Source organism: Pseudomonas fluorescens, from assembly GCF_902497855.1.
Lineage (GTDB): Bacteria > Pseudomonadota > Gammaproteobacteria > Pseudomonadales > Pseudomonadaceae > Aquipseudomonas > Aquipseudomonas fluorescens_BI.
The window spans coordinates 286,407-309,765 of the sequence record NZ_CABVHU010000002.1 but is presented as its reverse complement, the minus strand read 5'-3'; the positions used below and the strand labels follow the sequence as shown (position 1 = coordinate 309,765).

The following is a 23,359-nucleotide window of genomic DNA, read 5'->3' as shown; positions in this document are numbered from 1 at the left end:
TGCATCCCGTGACGCTCCGCGTCACATAACGGCGGACGCAGAGCGTCCATGGCGGCATTCCCACGCAGAGCGTGGGAACGATCAATGAAGGAACTGCAATGAAGATTTCCCGTCAAGCCTACGCCGACATGTTCGGCCCCACCGTCGGCGACAAGGTCCGACTGGCAGACACCGAGCTGTGGATCGAAGTGGAAAAGGACTTCACCACCTACGGCGAAGAAGTGAAATTCGGCGGCGGCAAAGTCATCCGCGACGGCCAGGGCCAAAGCCAATTATTGGCCGCCGAAGTGGTCGACACCCTGATCACCAACGCACTGATCATCGACCACTGGGGTATCGTCAAGGCCGACGTCGGCCTCAAGGACGGACGCATCGCCGGCATCGGCAAGGCGGGCAACCCGGACATCCAGCCCGGCGTCACCATCGCGATCGGCGCCAGCACCGAAGTGATCGCCGGTGAAGGCATGATCCTCACCGCCGGCGGCATCGACACCCATATCCACTTCATTTGCCCTCAGCAGATCGAAGAAGCGCTGATGAGCGGCGTCACCACCATGATCGGCGGCGGCACCGGCCCGGCCACCGGCACCAACGCCACCACCTGCACCTCCGGCCCGTGGCACCTGGCACGGATGCTCCAGGCCGCCGATGCCTTCGCGATGAACATCGGTTTCACCGGCAAGGGCAACGCCAGCCTGCCCGAACCTTTGATCGAGCAGGTCAAGGCCGGCGCCATCGGCCTCAAGCTCCACGAAGACTGGGGCACCACGCCAGCGAGCATCGACAACTGCCTGAACGTCGCCGACCAATACGACGTGCAGGTGGCGATCCACACCGACACCCTCAACGAGTCGGGCTTCGTCGAGACCACCCTCGCCGCCTTCAAGGGCCGCACCATCCACACCTATCACACCGAAGGCGCAGGCGGCGGCCATGCGCCGGACATCATCAAGGCCTGCGGTTTCCCCAACGTGCTGCCGAGCTCCACCAACCCGACCCGGCCGTTCACCCGCAACACCATCGACGAACACCTCGACATGCTGATGGTCTGCCACCACCTGGACCCGAGCATCGCCGAGGACGTGGCCTTCGCCGAAAGCCGCATCCGCCGCGAAACCATCGCCGCCGAAGACATCCTGCACGACCTCGGCGCGTTCTCGATGATCAGTTCCGACAGCCAGGCCATGGGCCGCGTCGGCGAAGTCATCACCCGTACCTGGCAGACCGCCGACAAGATGAAAAAACAGCGTGGCGCGCTGCCGGGCGACGGTGCTGGCAACGACAACTTCCGCGCCAAACGCTACATCGCCAAGTACACCATCAACCCGGCGATCACCCATGGCATCAGCCATGAAGTGGGTTCGGTGGAGGTTGGTAAATGGGCCGATCTGGTGCTCTGGCGCCCGGCTTTTTTCGGTGTGAAACCGACCCTGATTCTCAAGGGCGGCGCCATCGCGGCGAGCCTGATGGGCGACGCCAACGCCTCGATCCCGACACCACAACCGGTGCACTACCGTCCGATGTTCGCCAGTTACGGCGGCTCGCTGCACGCCACCAGCCTGACCTTTATCAGCCAGGCGGCACACGCAGCCGGGCTGCCGGAAGCCTTGGGCCTGAAGAAGACCATTGCGGTCGTCAAAGGCTGTCGGGATGTGCAGAAAACCGACCTGATTCATAACGACTACCTGCCGACGATCGACGTCGACCCGCAGACCTATCAGGTGAAAGCCGACGGCGAATTGTTGTGGTGCGAGCCGGCCGATACCTTGCCGATGGCACAGCGTTATTTCCTGTTCTGACGGACGCTCAAAAAGAAGCCCCGAAGGCGACATCGCAGTCGGGGCTGGTCACATCATCAATCAACTATCGGCCTGCACGGTGAACGGTACTTCCGTCCTTCGCAGCTTGGCACGCTCGATAGCTTGACTGGTCCAGGTTTTCTTCAGCGCCTTGATCGCGGTGAACTGGGCCATCTCGTCCTCGTTGCCCAGCTCGAGCTTTTTCCTGGCGATCTCATCACGATAAGTGTTTTCCAGGTAGTCGTTCCAGAAAGTCTGCTCAAGAATGGTCTCCTCGAGCAGGTCACCCAGTTCAAGCCCCAGCACATGCAGGCGAGCAGCCTCTATCATCTCGGACGTCACCCCGCTAATGGCCCGGAACAACATGCCACGCGCTTGCCATGGCAGATCCAGTTTTTCCGCCAGATCGGTCATATAGGCGAGCTGCACCTCCACTTCGTCGATCGTACCGGTAACGTTGCCATTGGCATCGACACGTCTGAATCGTTCTCCGCTCTCGAAACGCGCGGCGATTCGTCGGCGCGCAATAGCGCCCAGTTCATCCAGCCGAGACTTGCCCCTTGCCAATTCCACCAGTTCCGCCTCGATAAGTCCCGGATGCTGCAGAGCGTAGGCTTCCTTGATCAGAACCTTGACGCCCAATGCATTGAACAATTGGGTTGCACCATCGGAACACTCGGTCACCACAACGGATTCGGAGAAGGCCGTTTCCCGCAACTGCGCATCGTCGTACATGGCCTCGAGCATTCGCCAGAGCCTGGCTGTCAGCTCGGCGCGGTAGGACAGCTGCGGCGAATTGAAGTCAGCCGACTCGGTAAGCCTTCGTACCATGTCGAAGAATTTTTCGGAACCGATCTCATCTTCAACCCCGTCCCAGATAGTCAGCTTTTCCCGGAACACTGACTCAGACAGGCCCTGAGCCCATTTGTGGCTGTCCATCAATCCCCTTGGGGGGTAGGGACGGTCAGGATCCATGCCTAGCGATTCCGCATAACCCCTCAACTTATTCAGAACACGCTCCGGCATCCACGCGGGATCACGGCTGACGATGGTCCGGACCAACAGCTCCGCACGGAAAGAGCCAGGAGCGACGTCTGGAATGATTGCCAATCGATTATGTTTCAGGTTGAGATAGATGTGCCGCGGACGGGATTTGCCAAACAGTCCGGTGGGCCATTGGTCGATGCCTGTCCGTTCAAGATCGAGGATCGCCAGATCAGGCATTTGACTGATGTCAGGCACTAGCCCCAGCGGATTGCCTTGCAGCCGCAAAACCTCAAGCCGGGTCAAGCTTCTCAACCGCGCGACCGCTTGCGGTGTCAGCATGATTTGATTGTTATCCAGCATCAGATGGGTCAGCTGACGCAGCTCGCCTATGGCCGGCGGCAAGCGGTTCATCAGGTTTCCTTCCAGATCCAACTCACGAAGTTGCGGGAATTTTTCAAGAAACTTCCCCTGGCTGGCAAGTGCACTGGTTCTACGCATGCTCAGACTCGTCACGTGATCGAAATTGGCGGTCAGTCTCGGCAAGTCCACCAGGTTGCGCCCCATTGCAAAACCGTCCAGATGCAGACGCTGCGCGCCAACGATACCGGGAACTTCGACACCCGCCGGTCCTGTCCTTTGCCAACATTGCTTGAGTGCCTTGTACAGCAAGTTTCGTGATTCCCACTGCCGAGCCCCCAGGACGCTGAAGCGATGGTGCATCGTCGCAGAGTTCAACCAGCCTTTCAGTGCATTGTCCAAGTCGCTGAACTCGGTCTCCAGGGCCAGGAGTCGCGCAGGCGCCGCCTCGCCGAATTCCGCCAGCATCGAGGCGACCTGCGCCTCGGAAAAATTCGGATAAAGCGCCCAGATCCGGCGCTTTAACATCGGCTCGTCGAGCACTTGGCGATAGCCCTGCATGCCGCCACGCAGGCGCATCGTTACCGGGTCATAAGCCGGTTTACGCAGCGGATGTTCATCCAGGACCGATTCGAATTGCTCGAACGCCAGAGGTGAACGTTGCAGGTCGGACTTGAGCCGCTCGCCCTCGAAAATGTCATACCCCAGCGCCTTGCGTTCAGTGTCCGGCAACGCATGCAACACCGAGGCAAAAAAGTCATCGCTACCGTGCAGGTGTTGATCACTCTCATCACGTGCCTGATAACCGCCCCGGTCTTCAAGAACAAGCACTTTGCGAATGGTTGCGCTTTCGGGACCGACACTGGCGTGAAGCTTGCCAGTGAACGAATACTCACGAATTTCAATGCGCACATCGCTCGACCAGCCCGGCAGTCTGGCCAGCGATGCCAGCTCCAATCGCCGCGTGTCGTTATTCTCCAGCCCATCAAGATACAACCCTTCATAGGCGCGGCTGACCCGCACGCGCTGCGTGGCCTGGCGGACCTGTTCACGCAGGCGCAAAGGGACGGTGCGCTTTTGCGTCAGGTGTTCGAGATCGGCCGGGGTCGCCTCTTGCAGCAGACGTGCGGCGACAGCGTTCGGCAACCCGGGATACTCATTGGTCAGCCGCTGCACCTGCTCTCCGGCGTCGAGTTGGTGCTGTTTGTACAGCGAATCAAAGAGTCGCTTATGTATTAGCGTCGCCTGCTCCGCCAGCGCTTCCTTCAAAGCCTGGATGCGCACTTCCTTGTTACTGGAAATGGCCTGCCCCAACAGTTGATGGATTTCATCTTCGCCGAGGGTTTCGATTGTGCGTTGCGGTAACTGACCGTCGCGCAATTCGGATCGGGTCAGCTTGATCCGGTTCGCGCTGGCCACGTCAATGTTGCCGATGAGGGTCGACGGCCCCTTCAGCTCAGGGCCATCAAAGACTTCCACGGACCGGCTTTCCGGCCAGCGAGGCAAGTCGGTCGTGAGTCTTGCCACATCCTCCAGCAATCTCTCGGGCACTTGATTGGCCAGTATCTGTTGGCCGACCTTACCCGCTTCGGCATGCAGCCTGAAACGCTGGAGCGTATCGTCCAGCATGATCGGCGGCGGATCGAGCTCGACGTGCAACCGTCGCAGTTCGTCTTCCGAAACACCCGCCACGGTCCGGATCTGCTCAAGCTTTTCATCCGTAAAGTCCTGGGTTGAAGGCCCTAGCCGGCGTAACAAGCGCGCCCTGTCCCACGTCAGCGGCTCATCGAGTTCGGTCTTCCAGGCCCCCGCGCCGTTGTGCTCGACAACAGGCCGATAGGCCTCGGGCCGGCTCGGGTGCTGGATGCGATACTGACCAGCGTCCTCAACGATGCCGTAGTGATCACCCTCATGGGCAAGAAGGCTCTGGCCGTTGTTCTGAAACAGGCCCAATTGATCGGGCTTTGCATTCGGTTCCAGTTCAACGGGCACCTTATAGCGCGAAAGATCAGGGTTCCACAGCGCTTGCTTGCCATTCGACAGCGTGACGGGCTTGAGCGTATCCACCCTGCTCGACAGTTTGATTTCGGGGAGCACCTTGGCCCCGACACCGATAAAGGCCACATTGAGGGCCACGCTGGAAAAGTGCGCCCACATGGCTTTGACGTCGCCCTGCTCGTACGCTTCGATGCCTTCAAATACTTCCGAGCCCATCTGTGCGGCGCCCACGGCCAGCATGATCGGTCCCAGCCCCGGTACCACGAAAGCCGCCAGGTTAAACACGCTGTTCACCGCGTCCAGGAAGCTCTCCAGCCGCTCCATTCGAGCCTTGCGGTCCTCGTCCCCGGTCGGCACGGCGACAGCCCTGGCGTCGGCAAAAATCTTGTTCACATGGGCCTGGCGCAACCGCTCCCATAGATTGCCGGTAATGGCGGCCTCATCCAGCGGCAGTTTCACCGGATCTGGCTGGAGCGCAAAGTCGGCTGCCGCACCAGCACCGGTGGGCTGATACACCGCATTGAAGCGTTGAAAGAAAATGCCTTGTTCACGCTGTGGCACGAACCGGCTGAAAAAACGTCGATAAGAGGCACTGTGCAAGCGCGTCCTGAGCTCATTCATGAAGTCGGCGCTGGATGCATACTCCTTGAGCGGCTGTTGCGGGTCATTGGGGATATACACCAGCAGGCGCTCGACCTTGTCACTGTTCTTGCGGTCCGGACCGATCAGCAAAGGGCCGACCAGCGTAGAGCCAAAGATCTTCAGCGCCGCGAACGTCACAGGCTTGCCGTCCAGGGTGACATCGCCTTGATCGGTTACCACTTGCTTGAGCATCTGCCAGGCCTCGACACTGACGCCCCATGGGCTGTTGCCGGTGCCCATGGCGGCCTGGCGGCGGCCGATCTCGGTGCTCAGCGCCAGCTGTTGTCGCTGGTACGCCTCCATCTTGTCGTTGAGCGCCTTGCGTTCGACCACACCCCTGGGCTGCAGGATAGCCTCCAGGTGCTTCTGATACAGCTCGCCCAGATCCAGCGTGCGACAAAGCCTGGCAAAGGCATGCGGCGCAATGGACACGGCCTGACCATTGACCGCGTTGAACGTCGGTATGACTTCGCCGTCATAGTCGCTCCAAGTGGTAATGATCTGACAATCCGTGCAAGGGCCGCTTTGTTCTTCGTCCGGTTCGAAGTTGGCCAGGGCGGCCTCGAGCAGCGATATGCCGCGATACTCGTACTTCAGCGCCGGATCGTCTTGCTGGTCGAAGACAAAGAAACCATACAAGTCATTTCGATCCTTGACGGCGTATTTGCGCGCGAAATAAGTCTGCCTGACGTCCAGATCCAGATTGAATTCTTTCTTGATCGCGTCCTTGAGCGGCTGTTCGGCGAAGGCCAACACATCTTCGATGCCGCCGAGCTTGTCTTCGATGTTGTTCAAGGCTTCGCGATACCGGATATGACTGTCGGCAAGCGCGGTCCTGGCCTCGGGCATGGCGGTCAGGTACCAGCTGGGCAGTTCCATTTCATGTTGGGCTAGTTCCATCTGGCGTTGCGTCGAAGCCCCCGTAAACCACGTAGGCACGCGGTCTTTCAGGAAGTCGTAGTGGACACCCCGCAGGTCGGCATTGAACGTACCTGCGGGGGGGGTAACGGGTGTGAGAGAGGCTGGCATACAGGGTCATCCTTGACGGGTTATGAAGCCTCCAGTCTAGCGAGCGACCCTGTTGTAAAAGCCCTATATATGTATCGCTTGTTGCGAAAAAACCTCAACGCTACTCGCCGTGTTCAAGCGTTGTGTTCGACTGCACCGTAAAGGGCATTTCGACTCTTTGAAGTTTGGCCCTGGCCATCGCTTCCCGGGTCAATTTCCTCAGCAGGGTGGTCGTTTCGGTATTGATCACCTCACACTCTGCCCAGTACTCCTCATCCGTCATCACGCGACCGGGAGGGACATCGGCTGGCTGTTTGCCAAGCGTCGTCGCCAATGCCGTGATGGTCTTGCGCAGTTGTGTACGCGCCGATGGATCGGAGGTTTGCGTCCAGTCTTTTTGTGCGGTTTGCAGGGCTAATGCCGCGTGGGTTCGGCGCCGCAAGTGCTTGAAAACCTGCCGGTTGGCACCCTGGATATGTTTGCTCCAGAAATCCTGCTCGAGCAATAAATCAGTCAGGTCATCACCCGTCTCGAGCGCCAGAACTTGCCGGTAGGCAGCCTCTATCATCCACGACGTGACATCCTCCTCCTCGAACAACATGCTGCGCGACTGCCAAGGCAAATCCAGGCGTTCGGCCAGCGCCGTTACATAGGAAAGATAAATTTCCACTTCATCGATAGACCTGACAAAGTTCCCCTCCTCATCCCGCTGCATGATCATGCCGCCGTCCTGATCATATTCGGGAAGTTTGCGGCCTTGCTCCATCAGGTCCGTGATCCTCTTGCGGGCTATCCTGCCCAGTTCATTCAGACGTGACTTGCCCCTGGCCAGGCTCACCAGTTCCGCTTCCACCAGATCCTTGCTGACCAGACCGTAGGCCTCATGCACCAGCACTTCGACGCCCATGGCGTTAAACAGTTGCGCGCCGGAGTCAACACAGGTGGAAGGAACAAGCGCTTCTTTGAACAGCCGCTCGCGCAGCTCGGTGTTTTCGGCGACCGCCTGCAGCATTCGCCAGACCTTGTCCGCCAGCTCGGTTCGATACTCGGCCACCGTATCCGAGGAGCCGGCAAGTTTCTGGATCTCAGCAAAAAATGCCTCGGAGCCGAACTCGTCCGCCACCGCGCCCCACAGATCACGTTTTAACCCTCGTAACTCAGGGGTCGCTCGCTCCTCCGGCGGCAACGCCTTGATCCAGAAACTGCTGTCGGACATCACCGAATTGGGCGAACCACGGTCAGGATTGAGCCCTACCGATTCAATGTAGGTTCTGAGCGTGGTGAGATTTTCTGGCGACAGCCAGGGCGGATCGCGACTGATCAGCGTGCGCGCCACAATTTCCGCCCGGATGGAGCCGGGGGCCACCACGGGAATCCCGGTAATGGGGTTATCGACCAGTCTCAAATCGAAGTGCCGGGGTCTGGGCAGGGCAAAGGTCCCGGTAGGCCAAGTGGCGAGGCCGGTGTTCGAGAGGTTCACGATGTGCAAGTCTGGCATGCGGCTGACATCGGGCGATAAGGTCAGTGGATTGTTTTCCATCCCGAGAACTTTTAACCGGGTCAGGTTCTTGATGCTGTCGATGGCGGGCCCGGTCAACATGATCTGGTTATTGCCCACATGCAGTTCAAGCAGATGTGGCATGTCGCCAATCGCTGCGGGAAGGTGGGTCAATGGGTTGCTGGATAGATCCAGGGCGCGAAGCTGGCGAAAATGTCCAAGGAACCCTTCTACTTCATTGCCAAATTGCGAACGATTCAATCTGAGCCGGGTGACATGGTCGAAATTCGCTTCCAGCGCCGGCAAGCTGCGCAGCTGGTATTGCAACGAGGTATCGCTCAGATCGATGCTCTGGCCACGATAATTGCCATAGGCGTCATAGTCTTTAGGACCGGTCCTTTGCCAGGCCTGCTTGAGGGCTCTGACGATTTTTATCCTCGCGCCCCACTCCCTGATGTACTGCGGGCTGTCTCTTACGCCAGACCACTCGTTCGGCGCCCTCAACCAGGCTTGCAGGCTGTCATCCAGTTGCTTGTATTCCCGCTTCAGTTGCTTCAGCTGGTCCTCAGGCGAGTCGTCTTGAGCATTCAGCGCGGCAACGAATTCATCGATTTCTTCTCGGACAAAGTCGGGGTAGAGCCTTCTGACCCGCTCCTCGATAATCCCCTCCCCTATCCCCTGACCGCGACCGCTCAGCGGATAGCCGCGCCGACCATCGGGCAACAGCGTCAGTGGCTTGAAGAACGGTTGACGCGGCGCCTGCATGTTCAGGACCGAACGCAGCTCATCTCGCGCCAGTGCCTGTTGCTGGATCAGTGCCTTGAGCTCGGCACCTTGATTCACCTGGGGCAAACCCAAGGATCGTCGTTGAGCATCCGGCAAGGCGTGCTGAAGGGAGGCATACAGGTCATCCCTTGCGTGTAAATGATTGTCGCTGGCGTCGCGTGCTTCGTACTGCCCACCCCCGGTACGAACCAGCACTTTGCGCTCAAGGGCATCTTCGGGGCCGACGCTGGCCCGTATCGCTCCGGTGAATGCGCCATCCCGGACCTCGATGCGCAAATTGCCTGGCTCGTCGAGTAATTTCCCCAAGGTATGCAGGACCAGGCTTTCAGTGTCCGGCGCAGCCAGCGCTTCCAGGAAAAGCCCCTCATAAGCGCGCGACAAGCGCACCGCTTGCTGCGCCAGACGAGCTTTTTGCGCCAATCGCAACGGCAGGCGCCGGGTGGTTTTCATCTGCCGCAGCTCGTCGGGCGTCGCCTCCTCCAACAGTTCGTTTGCGAGGGGGGTCGACACCGAGGGAAAGCTACGCTGGATCAGCTGAGTCCGGGGAGTGCCCAGTTCCTCCCGTTCCTTGGACAGACTTTGGAATATCCGCGCCCTGGCCTGATCCGCATGGTCGGCCAATCGAGTTTTCAACGTCAGGGCCTGCTGGTCCGGCGCGACATGCTGGCCGACCAGGCGCTTGATTTGTTCCTCGCTGAGAAAGGTGAGTACACGCTCCGGCAATTGCCCCGCCATCAGCTCGGCCCGGCTGACCCTGATGACGTCCGAAGCCGGTGCGGCGCTATCGCCATATTGAACGGAGTCGCTGCTTGAATCAGGGCCTTCGAACGCCTCTATCGCTTTGCTGCGAGGCCAGCCTGGCAGCTCGACCATCAAGGAAGCGGCATAGCCGCAAAGGTCATTCTGCAGCTGGCCGCGACGGATCTGGCTGCCGACTTCGCCGGCATCGGCATAGGCTTGAAACCGCGCGATGGTGTCGGTCAGCATTGGTGGCGTAGGCTCACCCTCGACATGCATGCGACGCAGCGCGTCCTCATGTGTGCCGCTGACCTTTAGCATGTGTTCGCGTTCACTCTCGGTGAAGGCGTCCACCGAGTGTCCCAAGCGCCGTAACAAGGTGTGTTTCGACCATTCCAGTGGTGCCTCCACCTCATGATGCCAGGCCCCGTTGCCGTTATGGTTCAACACCGGTTGGTAGGCGTCCTCCCGAGTCGGATGCTTGATCCGGTATGTTCCGGAGTGCGGTTGCTCTTTCAGCGCGTAATGCTTGCCCTCCAGCGGCAGAATATTCTCCCCGGAATGCCGATGCAGCCCCAACTTGTCGGGCCTGGCATTCGCTGGCAATTCGACGTTGCGTTCGTAGGGTTTGAGATCGGGTTTCCACAACCGCGTCTTGCCACTGGGCAGGGTGACCGACTTCAAGCCTTCGATGAACGGCGAAACCGTGTAGTGAAACACCGGCGCCAGTGCCGCCATCGTCGCCAGGTTTTCCAGTACATCGGTGATGTGCGCCCAGCCCGCTTCCTTGTCGCCCTGGCTCAACTCGCGCGCGCCCTCGATCGTCTGGAACAACAACTGGTCCGCGGTAACCAGCAACAGCGCGGCGCCGACCGGCGGCACAAAAAACGCGGCGATACCGACGACAGACATGCCGATATTCAGGTAATTGGAGAGCCGACGCTCGCGGGTGATGTCATCCTCGGCGGCCGTGGAAACGGCAAGTACCTGCGCGTCCTCTCGCATGTGCCGACGTTTCTGACGAAACATCTCGGTCCAGATGCCAGCCATGCCGACCCACTGAAAATTCAGCGAAAGCTCGGCATGCAAATCGATATTCTCTCGCGGGTCGTGCCGCCAGTGCCGATCCGCTATGGGGCCGACCAACCTTGATGCCGGGCTCACATACTTCAGATAACCGCGCACCTGGTCTTTCCAGTAAATACCGGACGGCGCGTCCAAAACCTTTTGGGTAAACCGAAGAAAAAAACCGCCCCGGTCCTTTTCACCGATGAACCGGCTGAAGAAGCGTTGATAGTCGGTGAGCGCGTCCCTGGCGCTATCGATTCGGCTGCCCGGTGGCCGGTACATCAATTGATGGGTCAGTTGCCCTTCGAAGTCAGCGAATGAGGCGTATTTTTTTATCGGGTGTTCGGGATCGTCCGGAATCCAGGCAATGACATAGCTGGTATCGTAACGATTGGCGTGGGTTGGGAAGAACACTGCACACTCGGCGATTTCGTACCCCATCAACCGAAGCGGGCTGTAGCTGATGGGGCGTCGGCTGCTTTTATCCCTGACGATATCCTGCTCGTTGATCAGCTCGACTAACATTTCGTAATGTGCGAGTTCGATATCACTTTTCAGGAGGGCGGCATAGGCGGCGGCCTTCATGGCGGTTTTTTTACTATCGATGAACGCTTGGCTTAACGCCTGCTGATGCGCAGTGCCACCTTCATAAAGAAAGTCCTTGATATAGGTTTCATACTGGCCACCTATATCCAGGTTTCGACAGATCGTGACGAACTGCGAAATGTTCAGGCTGGAAGAAACAACCTCGAAGCGACCCTGTGGGTCGGGCTCGGTAATGAACGTAGAGTCTTCATCAAAGTAACGCTCATCGGCCTCGAAGGCTTCGAAGTTATGCAATGCCGCCTGGAGCAACGAGAAGGTCCTGCTACGCACATCGCCAGTGTTCACGCCCGTCGCAATACCGAAAAACTTGTAATCTATCGGGTAGTAGAGACGTACCCAGGTTTTCTCGACATCCAGGTCAATACCCGCTTTGGCCAGGGCAGTGGTCAATAAGGGCTTGGCATAGGTGGCAACACAGTCCACGGCAGCAATAGTCTTGTCCCATTCGTTCTGCGCATGACAATCAGCTTCCATCAGCGTTTTCAGGACAGTGCGCTGCTGCGTCGAACTGTTTTCATACCACTGCGCAACACCAGGTTTAGTGTCCCTGAGCACTTTGCGCCGTGGCGGCGAGGCCTGAACAAGGCATTCGGGAATAGTGCTTTTTATGAAGTCGAAGTGACGACCCTTTTCATCCTCAACGGGTTCATCGACCGGCGTTTTTTCCATGATAGATTCAGACATATCGCATGATCCGTATGCAATTCAATTGAACGTCCAATCTACTCACTACAGACCTGAAACAATAATCAAAAATACGCCGTCCAATGACCGAGTAACGGGTCATAACCATTCAATTAACAGCATCAAAATATAATTAATTACCACCTTGTCTGCGCCTCCATGCCGCTTCATCGGCGCGTGCAGCAGGGACAGGACAAAGGCGCCCGGATGCGCCACACTCATTGGCTATCATTGCCATGCAGAAACCCAGCCATGCGTTTATCTGAATTCATCGCGCAGCACGTGGATCGCATCGTTGACGAATGGGAAACATTTGCCGAAGCCATCAGCGCCGACGATTCGCTGGACCGCACAACCTTGCGCGATCACGCGAAGTCGATCCTGTTGGCCGCGTCAGCCGATATGTGCAAGGCACAGACCGCCAGCGAACAGGCGGCCAAGGCCAAAGGCGAAGGCCCGGAGAAGACCCCGAGCCTGGACCAGGCCGCGGCCTGTCATGGCGAGCTGCGCCACAACGTCGGGTTCGACCTGGTGCAAATGACGTCCGAGTTCCGCCATTTGCGCGCCTGCGTGATCCGTCTGTGGGTCGACAGCCTGGAATCGCCGGACATGGCGTATTTCCAGGACATGATTCGCTTCAATGAAGCCATCGACGAAGCCCTTGCCGAGTCCACCGCCGCCTATGCCGAACAGGTCAATCGTTCGCGGGACATCTTTCTGGCGATCCTCGGCCATGACCTGCGTGCGCCGCTGCAAGCGGTGAGCATGTCCACCGAACTGCTGCTGCGCAAGGTGACCCTCGAAGGCGATGCGCTGACCTGCGCGATCAACATCAAGCGCGGCGCGCGGCACATGGCGGTGATGGTCGGCGATCTGCTGGAGCTGGTGCGCAGTCGCCTGGGCAAGAGCCTGCCGATCGAGCCTGTCCCCATGGACCTGGCGGACGCAGCCCATGCCGCGATCGCCGAAGCCTGTGCCGGCAACCCGGAATGCGATCCGATGCTTCATGTATCGGGCGACACCCGCGGGGTCTGGGATGCCGGGCGCCTGGATCAACTCCTGCAGAACCTGATCGGCAACGCACTACAGCATGGTTTGAACAAGCGGGATGTGAGGATAAACCTCATTGGCGAGCCGGATACGGTTCGTCTCACGGTGCACAACTACGGCACGCCGATTCCCGAGAATGCCATTGGCACTATCTTCGATCCTTTGGTACGCAGTGCCGACGAAGAACTGGGCCAGCCCTCCACCAGCCTCGGACTGGGCCTGTTTATCGTCAAGGAAGTGGTCAACGCCCATGCCGGGACGATCGAGGTCAGCTCCAGTGAGGCCGATGGCACGCTGTTTACCGTGGTGTTGCCCCGGCGGATCTGAAACAGGGCTTGTGCAAGCAGGGTTATTCAACCACTAACCGCCCCAACCGCTGCTTCAACATCCGATTCTCCGCCCTTAACTGCTGGACCTCTTCAAGCAGGTCCAGCGCCAGGGCAACCCCCTCCCACTCCAGCTCCAGGTCGTGCCGCAGCTTCGCGGCACGCTTGGCCAGTGCCAGCTCATAATCGTTGAAACGCCAATCCTTGGGCTGCGTGCCCTGAGGTTCGAGGATGCCGTGTTCGACGATTTCGATCACGTAGACGTCCGACAAATCGGTCGCCTCACAGAATTCTGCCATGTCCAGTTGAACGATCAGGGGGTTGCTCATGATGGGCTACTCCGTCTCTTGGATCAGAAGTTTTCTCTGGGATTGAAAGCGGCTTTTTTCGCCAGTTCCTGCCACAGCGCCTTGACCTCGTCGTCCGAGGTTTTAGGCATGACGGCCTTGAGTTGCACGAACAGGTAACCGCGCTCGCCGGCCTTGTTCATCAAGCCGTGGCCCTTGGCGCGCATGCGCTGGCCGTTCTGGCTGCCGGCCGGGACCTTGAGGTTGATCTTGCCGGTCAGGGTCGGCACCGCGACTTCAGTGCCCAGCGCCAGCTCCCAAGGTGCCAGCGGCAGCGTGATGATCAGGTTTTCGCCTTCCACATCGTATTTCGGGTGCGGCGCAAAACGGATGATCAGGTACAGGTCGCCATTGGCGCCGCCACCGACACCCGGTGCACCCTGGCCCTTGAGGCGGATACGCTCGCCGTCGGCCACGCCGGCCGGGATCTTCACGTTCAGGCTTTTGCTGGTATTGCTGACATGCTGGCCCGCAGGATTGTACTGCGGCACCTGGAAGGTGACCTTTTTCGACTCGTTCGAGAGGGTTTCTTCCAGAAAAACCGCTAATTCCATTTCCACGTCTTGCCCTCGACGTCCGGTGCTGCGACGCGACTGTCCACCATTAAAACCAGGGCCACGGCCGCCGAAGATCGAACTGAAGAAGTCCGAAAAATCGCCCGTGTCCTGACCACCACCGAAACCGCCAGCACCACGCCCCTGCCAACCCGGCGGGCCCTGAAACGGTTGGCCGTGCTGGCCGTATTTGCGCAAGTCGTCGTATTCGGCGCGCTTGTCGGCGCTTTTCAGCGCCTCATAGGCTTCCGACGCATCCTTGAACTTGGCCTCGGCGTCCTTTTCCTTGCTGACATCGGGGTGGTATTTGCGCGCCAGTTTGCGATAAGCGGCCTTGATCGTCTTATCGTCCGCGGTCGGTTCCACACCGAGAATCTTGTAATAATCTTTGAAGTCCATCGTGGGAATCACCATCCATTATCGATATCGCGCCACCTGCCAGAGCATGCACTTGATTTGCATCACCGGGTTTGACCGATCTCAAGGTTGTGACCGGGCAGCGCATCAGAAGTTTATCGGCAGCGGTGGGCGGTTCTTGCGACCGTCCTGTGGCTGCCAGGCCCAATGCAGACAAGTTTGGGGCAAAGGATAGTCTTTCAAGGCGCTAATAGCTGAGATTTAGCGGATAGTCGGCCTTCGAATCTGTGCCGCGGTGACATACACTGCGCGGCCGTTTTTTAACCGGAACCTGAAAGACATGAAAAACGCATCTCCAGCCCGTGCCTGTGGTATCGACTTCGGCACTTCCAACTCCACCGTCGGCTGGCTGCGCCCCGGCATGGAAACGCTGATCGCGCTGGAGGACGACAAGATCACCCTGCCGTCAGTGGTGTTCTTCAACATGGAAGAACGTCGCCCGGTATACGGCCGGCTGGCGCTGCACGAGTACCTGGAAGGCTACGAAGGCCGCCTGATGCGCTCGCTCAAGAGCCTGCTGGGCTCCAAGCTGATCAAGCACGATACCAGCGTCCTCGGCACCGCGATGCCGTTCAAGGACCTGCTCGGGCTGTTCATCGGCCAATTGAAGAAGCGCGCGGAAACGGCCGCCGGTCGGGAGTTCGATGAAGTGGTGCTGGGTCGTCCGGTGTTCTTCGTCGACGACGATGAGATGGCCGACCAGGAAGCGGAAAACACCCTGGTGGATGTGGCCCGCGCCATCGGTTTCAAGGATGTGTCGTTCCAGTACGAGCCGATTGCGGCGGCGTTCGACTATGAGTCGACCATCGAAAAGGAAGAGCTGGTACTGATCGTCGACATCGGCGGTGGTACGTCCGACTTCTCCCTGGTGCGCCTGTCGCCCGAGCGTCGCAACCACGACAACCGTCACGACGACATCCTCGCCACCGGTGGCGTGCACATCGGCGGGACCGATTTCGACAAGCAACTGAGCCTGCAGGGCCTGATGCCGCTGTTCGGCTACGGCAGCCGCATGAAGAGCGGCGCCTACATGCCCACCAGCCACCACATGAACCTGGCGACCTGGCACACCATCAACTCGGTGTACTCGCAGAAGTCGACCCTGGCCCTGGGCAGTATGCGCTACGACATCGAAGACACGGGCGGCATCGACCGCCTGTTCAAGCTGATCGAGCAGCGCGCCGGGCATTGGCTGGCCATGGAAGTGGAAGAAACCAAGATCCAGCTGACCCACGCCGACAGCCGCCACGTGCCGCTGGACCGCATCGAACCGGGGCTGAGCGTGGAACTGAGCCGGGCGCTGTTCGAATCGGCCATCGACAACCTGCTCGAGCGCGTGCGCAACAGCGTCACGCAGTTGCTCAACGATGCGAATGTGCGGGTCGATCAGGTGGATACGGTGTTCTTCACCGGTGGCTCGAGCGGGATCCCGGCGTTGCGCAACAGTGTTTCGGCGATGTTGCCGAAGGCGCGGCATGTGGAGGGGAACATTTTTGGCAGCATCGGTAGCGGGTTGGCGATTGAAGCGATGAAGCGTTACGGCACCATGGATTGATCCAAAAACGAGGCGCCCCCATCGCGGGCAAGCCTCGCTCCTACGGGATGATGCGATTCCTGTAGGAGCGAGCGATGCGGCGATCCGACTTGCCCGCGAAAGCGTCAGATCAGGCAACACATCTCTACCTGATCAAACCATCCCCACCTGCTTCAACTCACTCTTCAAATACGCATAATAAATCGGCCCCGCCACGACCCCCGGCAGGCCGAACGCGGCCTCGAACACCAGCATTGCCAAGAGCAACTCCCACGACTTGGCACTGATCTGCCCGCCAACGATGCGCGCATTGAGAAAATATTCGAGCTTGTGGATAACGATCAGATAACCCAGCGCCGCCACCGCCACCCAGATCGACAGCGACAAACCGACAATGGTGATCAGGGTATTCGACATCAGGTTGCCGATCACCGGCAACAGGCCGAGCAGGAAGGTCAGCACGATCAGGGTCTTGGTCAGCGGCAGCTTGATGCCGAACATCGGCAGGACCACCGCCAGGAAAATCCCGGTGAAGAAGGTATTGAGCAGGGAAATCTTGATCTGGGCGAACACGATGTTACGAAACGCCTGGACCAGCAGGTGCAGACGATCGAACAGTGCTGCGGCCAGAGGCTTGCGCTTGGTCACGTCCGGCACCCGCTGCAAGGCTATGATCGCCCCCAGCACCATGCCGATCAGCAGCGTCACGAACATGTGCGCCGCGTCCTTGCCCACCAGTTGCAAGTCGCTCAGGTGCTTGCTCATCCACTCGCCGATCGCCACGCGGAATTCCGCGGCACTGGCAGGCAGATAGGCATCGATGAACGGCGGCAGTTGCCCGCGCGCCCGGTCGACTACGCCCATGAACTTGTCGAGGGAAGCGCCAGGGTTTTCCGCCTCGTGCAGCAGAAAACTGATGGCGCCTGCAAAGATCAACGCCAGCACACTCACCACTAATGTGCCCAGCAACGCCACCGCCAGCCAGCGCGCGCGCCGGCCTTCGATCAACCGTTGCAACTGCGGGGTGAGCATGTTGACCAGTTCGAACACCAGCAACCCGGCCAGCAGGCTGGGCAGCAGTCGCAACGGCAGCACCAGCAGCAAACCACCAAAGATGATGACCCAACTGATTATCAGCAAGACTTGGCGTTGAGAAAACGTTGGCATACAGCCTCAAAACGAACGGCGTAAAAGGATTGGCAGTCTGCCAGCGTTCCGGTGACAGCACATCCCAACCCAATGTTTATTTTTTCTTCAGACAGTCACTCATGAACGCCTTGCGCTCATCACCCTTGAGGGCTTTAGTCGCGGCATCGGCGTTGCAGGTCTTCATCTTTTCCTGCTGGGGAGTCATGGGTTTGGCGGCATCCGCTGCCGGCGCAGCTTTGAGGCAAGTGCTCATGAAGGCCTTGCGCTCATCGCCCTTGAGGCTTTTTGCGGTGGCGTCGGCGTTGCAGGTGGTCATCTTGTTCTGTTGGTCCGTGGCGGCGAAACCTTGGGCGCACATCAGTACACCGATCATCAACAAAGGGACATGCAACATCTTCATGGTGTTTTCTCCTTGTTGCCGCAGCGAGGGGCGCGGCCTCGTTCTGCAGTGTAGACAACACCTGTTACATCTTCATCGGCTCTCCAAGTGGCTGCGTCGATACTGCTCCGGTGTGCATCCGGCCTGGCGTTGAAACATCGCGATAAATGCCGACCCAGTGCTGTAGCCCATATCGAAAGCGATTTCCTGGATGCTGCGATGGCTATCCAGCGCTTCGATCGCCGCCAGAAAGCGCAAGCGCTGGCGCCACTCGCCAAAACTCATGCCCAATTCGCGAACGAACTGCCGCGCCAGGGTCCGTTCGCTGACGTGAATCTGCGCCGCCCAGTGCGCCAAAGGTCGAGTGTCACCCGGCTCCGCTTGCAAGGATTCCAGTATCCCGAGCAATCCGGGGCTGCTGGCATAGGGCAAGTAGCACTCATGCACCGGTGCCTGTTGCAGCTGGTCCACCAGCACTTGGGCCAGACGCCTGTCGGCTTCATGCTCGGGCATTTTCACATCCCGAGCGGCAAAATCCTTGAGGATCGCTTTGACAATGTCGCTGATAGCCAGCGTACAGGCCTGTTGCGGCAGGTCGTGGCACAAGACCGGAGCCAGACAGACTGCACGATAATTGATCGGCTGATTGCTGTAGAAACTGTGCTCGGTCTGCGGCGGCACCCACACTGCGTATTGCGGCGGCGACATGAAGCGACTGCCGCCGATTTCCATCTGCAATACGCCATGGGCCGAATACTCCAGCGTGCCCCAGGGATGACGGTGAGCCGAAGCGTAGCGGTGCGCATCAAAGTCGGCATAACGGAAGTACACCGGCGAAGGCAGTTCGTTGAAATCCAGCAGCTCAATGTGTTTGCTGTGCATGCTGTCCGTCATCAGAGTCAGGTTGTCCGGATCGCAGTATAGGCTTGCATCCAGACAGGGGATAATCACGCCTCATCAATGTTCTGGTTTTTCCCAATGCAATACGCGTATCCCCTGCTGGCCATTTTCATCTGGGCAGGCAACACCGTGATCACCAAAATGTCGGCCGGAGCGATCTTCCCCGCCGAGATCGGCTTCTACCGCTGGCTGCTGGCCGGGATTCTGTTCACGCCATTCATGCTCAAACCGGTGATCACCCATTGGCCGGCGATCCGCCCAAACCTGGGCAAGATCTTCATCCTCGGCGTACTGGGCATGGCGGTCTATCAGAGCCTGGCGTACTTCGCCGCGAGCATGACCTCGGCCACCAACATGGGGATCATCCTGTCGCTGATGCCACTGATGTCGCTGGCCATGGCGATCATCAGCCTCGGCCAGCGCCTGACCGCGGGTGCGTTGGCCGGTGCCGTACTGTCGTTTGCCGGAGTTTTGGTGGTGGTGTCGTCTGGCAGCCTCAGGGCATTGCTCGAGCACGGGGTCAACCTGGGCGACGCGATGATGCTGATCGCCACCCTGGCCTATGCGATCTACAGCACCCTGCTGAAAAAGTGGCAACTGCGCTTACCGCCGCTGGTGTTGCTGTATTTGCAGGTCCTGGTGGCGGTAGTTGTGTTGTTTCCGCTGTTTGTCGCCTCGCCGAAAATCGGCCTGACTCTGCAGAACATTCCGCTGGTGTTATACGCCTGCCTGCTCGCCTCGATGATTGCGCCGCTGGCGTGGATGCAGGCCGTGGTGCGCCTTGGGCCGAGCCGGACCACGCTGTTTTTCAACCTGCTGCCGTTGATTACGGCGCTGATTGCGGCGGTGGTGCTGCAAGAGCAATTGGCGATGTATCACCTGGTGGGCGGGGTGCTGACCTTGGGCGGGGTGATTGTTTCGGAGCGCTGGACCACCGTGTTGGGCCGAAAAGTCAGCGCCGCCTGATCTGACGTCTTTCGCGAGCAGGCTCCGGGCGGCGTTCCGACGAAGAACGACTCTATCGACCTGCTAAACCCCGGCCGCTTTCAACCGCGCCGCATGCTCGACAAACAACCGGACCGGTTGCGCGCCCTTGCCGACCAATCCCAGCGATTGGTTGACGATGTCGAAGTGATCCAGCGGGTACTCATCGCCAATCACCGTCCCGAGATGCGAGCTGTAACGCCCGACCATCCCGTCGCAATGCCCGACCTCACGCACGAAGGTCCTGGCAAACAATCGGCAACTTCGATTGGTCCCATCAAACAGGTTGGTCCCCCGATCGGTTTTCCCCGGTTGCAAAGTTCCGGACCAGGAGTAATAACGCACGCCGTTGACCACTTCAGGCCCCTGCCCGCCCCAGGTCAGCGGCAGCCCCTGCGGATAATGCTGATTGAACAGCGCCACGCCTTCAGTGGTCAGCGATTGATGCGAGGCCGGGATATCCACCGGCAGCTTCGGCCCGCGGTAGCCGGTTTCCAGCAGGCTCATCACCGCGCCGACCAGTCGCAGCAAAACAGCGAGCAGGCGCCCCTTGGCACTGTCTGCCGGGTAGTGCTGGTGCAGGTAGTCCGCCAGCTCCGAACCGTGATTGGGCCCCGCCACCGACGTGACCGAGGCAACTCGATCCGGGCGTTTGGCGGCGGCATAACGGGCGGTGAGCGAGCCCTGGCTATGGCCGATCAGATTGACTTTCTCGGCCCCGGTCTCCCGCACAATCTCCTCGATCCGTGCCAGCAGTTGCTCACCGCGCACCTCGGTCGAGTTGAGCGGCGAGACCTGCACCGCAATCACCGTTGCCCCATCCCGGCGCAGCGCCGAAACAATCCCGTACCAGTACGGATAGAGCAGCAGACGGATAAATCCGAGCATTCCCGGTACCAGGACCAACGGATAGCGCGTGGCAGAACCTTGCGACATGGGCAAACATCCTTGTGATCGGTGAGATGAAGCAAGGCGCGATGCAATACATCCGCCAAGCTTCGACATCGAAGGTGACAACTGGACGACCAGTCTATGACATCCCTCTACTTCGGTTTTTTGCGATTGATCATTTGCATAAAACTTTTCGCCGCGCCCGTCACTCACACCTTAAGTAGCGATCACGTCCTCAGAGGCGTGGCGCCAACCGGATTAGCCTCCAGGAGATCGATATGAGCGACATGCATTTGTCTGATGTAACAACCTTGCGCGAACGTGCCCGCAAAAACGTCGAAAACGGCGCAGTGACCGAAAGCTACAGCGCCGACCGCGAAGAAGTACTGCGCCTGCTCAACGAATCGCTGGCCACCGAACTGGTCTGCGTGTTGCGCTACAAGCGCCATTACTTCATGGCCAACGGCCTGAAAGCCCAGGTCGCCGCCGACGAATTCCTCGAGCACGCCACCCAGGAGGCCCAACACGCCGACCGCCTGGCCGAACGCATCGTACAACTGGGTGGCGAACCCGAGTTCAACCCCGACCTGCTGTCGAAAAACTCCCACGCACAGTACGTGGCTGGCAACTCGCTCAAAGAGATGGTCTATGAAGACCTGGTCGCCGAGCGCATCGCCATCGACAGCTACCGCGAGATCATTCAGTACATCGGCGAACAGGATCCGACTACCCGTCGCATCTTTGAAGACATCCTGGCACAGGAAGAAGAGCATGCGGATGACATGGCCGATATTCTGAAAGATTTATAACGGAAAGCAGCCTTATTGCGCATAAATAATGCAGTAAGGCCGCTCCCCTTCATGACAACATGAAAACCAAAGAAACAAAAAACAGTTATCAGGAGAGTTCCGGCATCTGTGAGTTCCCTGCCTCAGGAAGTTTGCTTGCAATCATCTCTCGCATTCGACTTTTTTCATAAATCACTTTGTTAAGTACTCGCTGCGAAACGTCCACACTGACCTTGCCTACAATATGTTCACTCGTGAAATCTTGCTTGAAAAATTCAAAACCGACCTCTTGAGTAGTGTCAAAGCGGACAAACACCGAACAAACCACAGGCCCCTGTCCGACCAGACTCAGCTGTAGGGCAAAACATGAAACCTCATGAATTCCATCCACAACCACCTTGACTACTGCATGCTCCTCAACCTGCGCGGCGAGCATCTGCGCGCTAGAGGCGAGCTCAATACTGCGTATCAATCGCTCAAACTGCTCAGCTTGAGTTGAGCTTAGAGCATCAACCAATTTCTCTCTGATCAGATCTTTCACCACGATGACGCTACCATCTACTGGTTCAAAATCATTACTCTTACCAGCTCGAAACTCCCACTTCAAATGCCCCAAAGCATCATTGTAATCCTTATACCATTGCTGTGCTTCGGCAAATCTATCAGCTTGTGAATTTGCATACAGCCGAGAGAACAGCAGCGAGCTAATCACATCTTTTCTCCAAGGATCAACAACATCGCTTGAAACGGACAACATATTACCCGCTACTATAACAACATCATCCTTGATCATCATAGCTCTCCAAACCGCCTATTTAAAACGGGCTGCCGACCCGGCAGCCCAATAGCGCTTTTATCAATTTAGCTTGATGCTTTTAAAAAATTGGTCCGAACTTATATCAAGGAGCTCCATGATTTGATCCTTCCTACGCTCATGCACACGCAAATTGAGTTCCATCACCGTAGCGACTCTTTTCATTTTCAAATTTGAAAATTTCCACTTCCAAAACCAGGCCCCGCCCTGGGACGTTGAAAGATTGCAATCCACCGCCACAAAGGCAGCAATTGCTGTCCCTCCGGGAGTTTGCAGGCAGGGCACGAGCCTGAAGTCTGCATCGTTGCCGCTTTTGCTATTACTATCGAATAAAGTTACAAGCTCGTCATCGGATTTCATTTTGTCAAAGGCCTGCCCCAACATTGCCAGCATCGCCGGTGCGTTCCGGCCAGCAACTGCCTTGACCAGATCCAGGACAATGGCATCCATTGTGACATTCGTTTGCTTGACCTCTTGCTCTTGGTATTTTGAATTAGTCAGCGTCCAGCCACAATGTTTCAATGCCTCAGAGTATTTCGTGTGCCATTCAACAGCTGTCTTTTTCCTGTCGGAGTATGAATCGGCATAGCGCTCTGCAAAATGAATACTGTCCGCCGCTGCATTCTTTTTTTCTTCGTCGAGATTATCGGTAAATCCAATCGCTACCGGTGTATCATCACCTATCAGAAGATCCGATTTGGCAACCGTTTCACCGTCTAACGCGGCAAAGGATCTGATTGGGCTTCGTTTGTTAACCAGAGGCGCGAGTTGTGCGCCGGCAAAAAAAGCCATGCTCTCTTCAATACTGGGTACTAAAATAGTCATATTAACTTCCATGTAAATATTATTCGGGATCAGCCAGATGACCGACCGCTACAACTTATCATCCAGAGCAATACTTTCCACCCTTCATGCGTGACACATTATTACCAAGTCTTCCTACCATCGCACCGCTATATTTAATATTTAAAACACTAATTAGAACCCTCCGCCCGAGGTTCTCGACAATCCAAAAAAATCTGCTGATGGCGACCATAGAAATGCAACTTCAGCAA

Annotated in this window: 15 protein-coding genes; 5 read left to right on the top strand and 10 right to left on the bottom strand. The window is 58.0% G+C overall.

Going from position 1 to position 23,359, the window contains the following annotated elements; genetic code table 11:
• Positions 1-98: 98 nt before the first annotated feature.
• The gene (gene ureC, locus F8N96_RS06265; protein WP_150797076.1) at positions 99-1,799 is read left to right on the top strand and encodes an urease subunit alpha; all 1,701 of its coding nucleotides are present in this window, start codon (positions 99-101) and stop codon (positions 1,797-1,799) included.
• A 60-nt stretch (positions 1,800-1,859) separates the two neighbouring features.
• Here the strand turns inward: ureC and F8N96_RS06260 are convergent, their stop codons facing one another.
• On the bottom strand, positions 1,860-6,632 hold the full coding sequence (locus tag F8N96_RS06260) for an NEL-type E3 ubiquitin ligase domain-containing protein (protein ID WP_318187369.1): 4,773 nt from the start codon (positions 6,630-6,632) through the stop codon (positions 1,860-1,862).
• 280 nt (positions 6,633-6,912) lie between these two features.
• A complete protein-coding gene (locus F8N96_RS35685; RefSeq protein WP_150797074.1) occupies positions 6,913-12,171 on the bottom strand; it encodes an NEL-type E3 ubiquitin ligase domain-containing protein in 5,259 nt (1,752 codons plus the stop codon).
• A gap of 252 nt (positions 12,172-12,423) precedes the next feature.
• Between F8N96_RS35685 and F8N96_RS06250 the strand changes: the two genes are divergently transcribed.
• Positions 12,424-13,548, top strand: coding sequence for a sensor histidine kinase (locus tag F8N96_RS06250; RefSeq protein ID WP_150797073.1), 1,125 nt, complete (start codon positions 12,424-12,426; stop codon positions 13,546-13,548).
• A 22-nt stretch (positions 13,549-13,570) separates the two neighbouring features.
• On the opposite strand, the gene F8N96_RS06245 is transcribed toward F8N96_RS06250, so the two are convergent.
• Both F8N96_RS06245 and F8N96_RS06240 read right to left on the bottom strand, forming a co-directional pair.
• On the bottom strand, positions 13,571-13,876 hold the full coding sequence (locus tag F8N96_RS06245; protein WP_150797072.1) for a chaperone modulator CbpM: 306 nt from the start codon (positions 13,874-13,876) through the stop codon (positions 13,571-13,573).
• A gap of 23 nt (positions 13,877-13,899) precedes the next feature.
• Positions 13,900-14,847 (bottom strand): DnaJ C-terminal domain-containing protein, encoded by a 948-nt coding sequence (locus F8N96_RS06240; protein WP_150797071.1) that lies wholly within the window; start codon positions 14,845-14,847, stop codon positions 13,900-13,902.
• A 298-nt stretch (positions 14,848-15,145) separates the two neighbouring features.
• Between F8N96_RS06240 and F8N96_RS06235 the strand changes: the two genes are divergently transcribed.
• A complete protein-coding gene (locus F8N96_RS06235; RefSeq protein ID WP_150797070.1) occupies positions 15,146-16,420 on the top strand; it encodes an Hsp70 family protein in 1,275 nt (424 codons plus the stop codon).
• A 132-nt stretch (positions 16,421-16,552) separates the two neighbouring features.
• On the opposite strand, the gene F8N96_RS06230 is transcribed toward F8N96_RS06235, so the two are convergent.
• The 3 genes from F8N96_RS06230 to F8N96_RS06220 form a co-directional block, all read right to left on the bottom strand.
• On the bottom strand, positions 16,553-17,566 hold the full coding sequence (locus F8N96_RS06230; RefSeq protein WP_150767964.1) for an AI-2E family transporter: 1,014 nt from the start codon (positions 17,564-17,566) through the stop codon (positions 16,553-16,555).
• Positions 17,567-17,642: 76 nt separating this feature from the next.
• A complete protein-coding gene (locus F8N96_RS06225; protein ID WP_150797069.1) occupies positions 17,643-17,948 on the bottom strand; it encodes a PsiF family protein in 306 nt (101 codons plus the stop codon).
• A gap of 72 nt (positions 17,949-18,020) precedes the next feature.
• On the bottom strand, positions 18,021-18,809 hold the full coding sequence (locus F8N96_RS06220; RefSeq protein ID WP_191630707.1) for an AraC family transcriptional regulator: 789 nt from the start codon (positions 18,807-18,809) through the stop codon (positions 18,021-18,023).
• Positions 18,810-18,905: 96 nt separating this feature from the next.
• On the opposite strand from F8N96_RS06220, the gene F8N96_RS06215 reads away from it, so the two are divergent.
• Positions 18,906-19,793 (top strand): DMT family transporter, encoded by an 888-nt coding sequence (locus F8N96_RS06215; RefSeq protein ID WP_150797067.1) that lies wholly within the window; start codon positions 18,906-18,908, stop codon positions 19,791-19,793.
• 63 nt (positions 19,794-19,856) lie between these two features.
• Here F8N96_RS06215 and F8N96_RS06210 read toward each other — a convergent pair whose 3' ends face one another.
• On the bottom strand, positions 19,857-20,747 hold the full coding sequence (locus F8N96_RS06210; RefSeq protein WP_150797066.1) for an esterase/lipase family protein: 891 nt from the start codon (positions 20,745-20,747) through the stop codon (positions 19,857-19,859).
• A 233-nt stretch (positions 20,748-20,980) separates the two neighbouring features.
• On the opposite strand from F8N96_RS06210, the gene F8N96_RS06205 reads away from it, so the two are divergent.
• Positions 20,981-21,511: a ferritin-like domain-containing protein gene (locus F8N96_RS06205; protein ID WP_150763626.1), complete on the top strand. Its 531-nt coding sequence runs from the start codon at positions 20,981-20,983 to the stop codon at positions 21,509-21,511.
• Between the two features lie 88 nt (positions 21,512-21,599).
• On the opposite strand, the gene F8N96_RS06200 is transcribed toward F8N96_RS06205, so the two are convergent.
• Both F8N96_RS06200 and F8N96_RS06195 read right to left on the bottom strand, forming a co-directional pair.
• Entirely contained in the window at positions 21,600-22,283 is a 684-nt protein-coding gene (locus F8N96_RS06200; RefSeq protein ID WP_150797065.1) for a hypothetical protein, read from the bottom strand.
• Between the two features lie 63 nt (positions 22,284-22,346).
• The gene (locus F8N96_RS06195; RefSeq protein WP_150797064.1) at positions 22,347-23,129 is read right to left on the bottom strand and encodes a hypothetical protein; all 783 of its coding nucleotides are present in this window, start codon (positions 23,127-23,129) and stop codon (positions 22,347-22,349) included.
• Between the last annotated feature and the right edge of the window lie 230 nt (positions 23,130-23,359).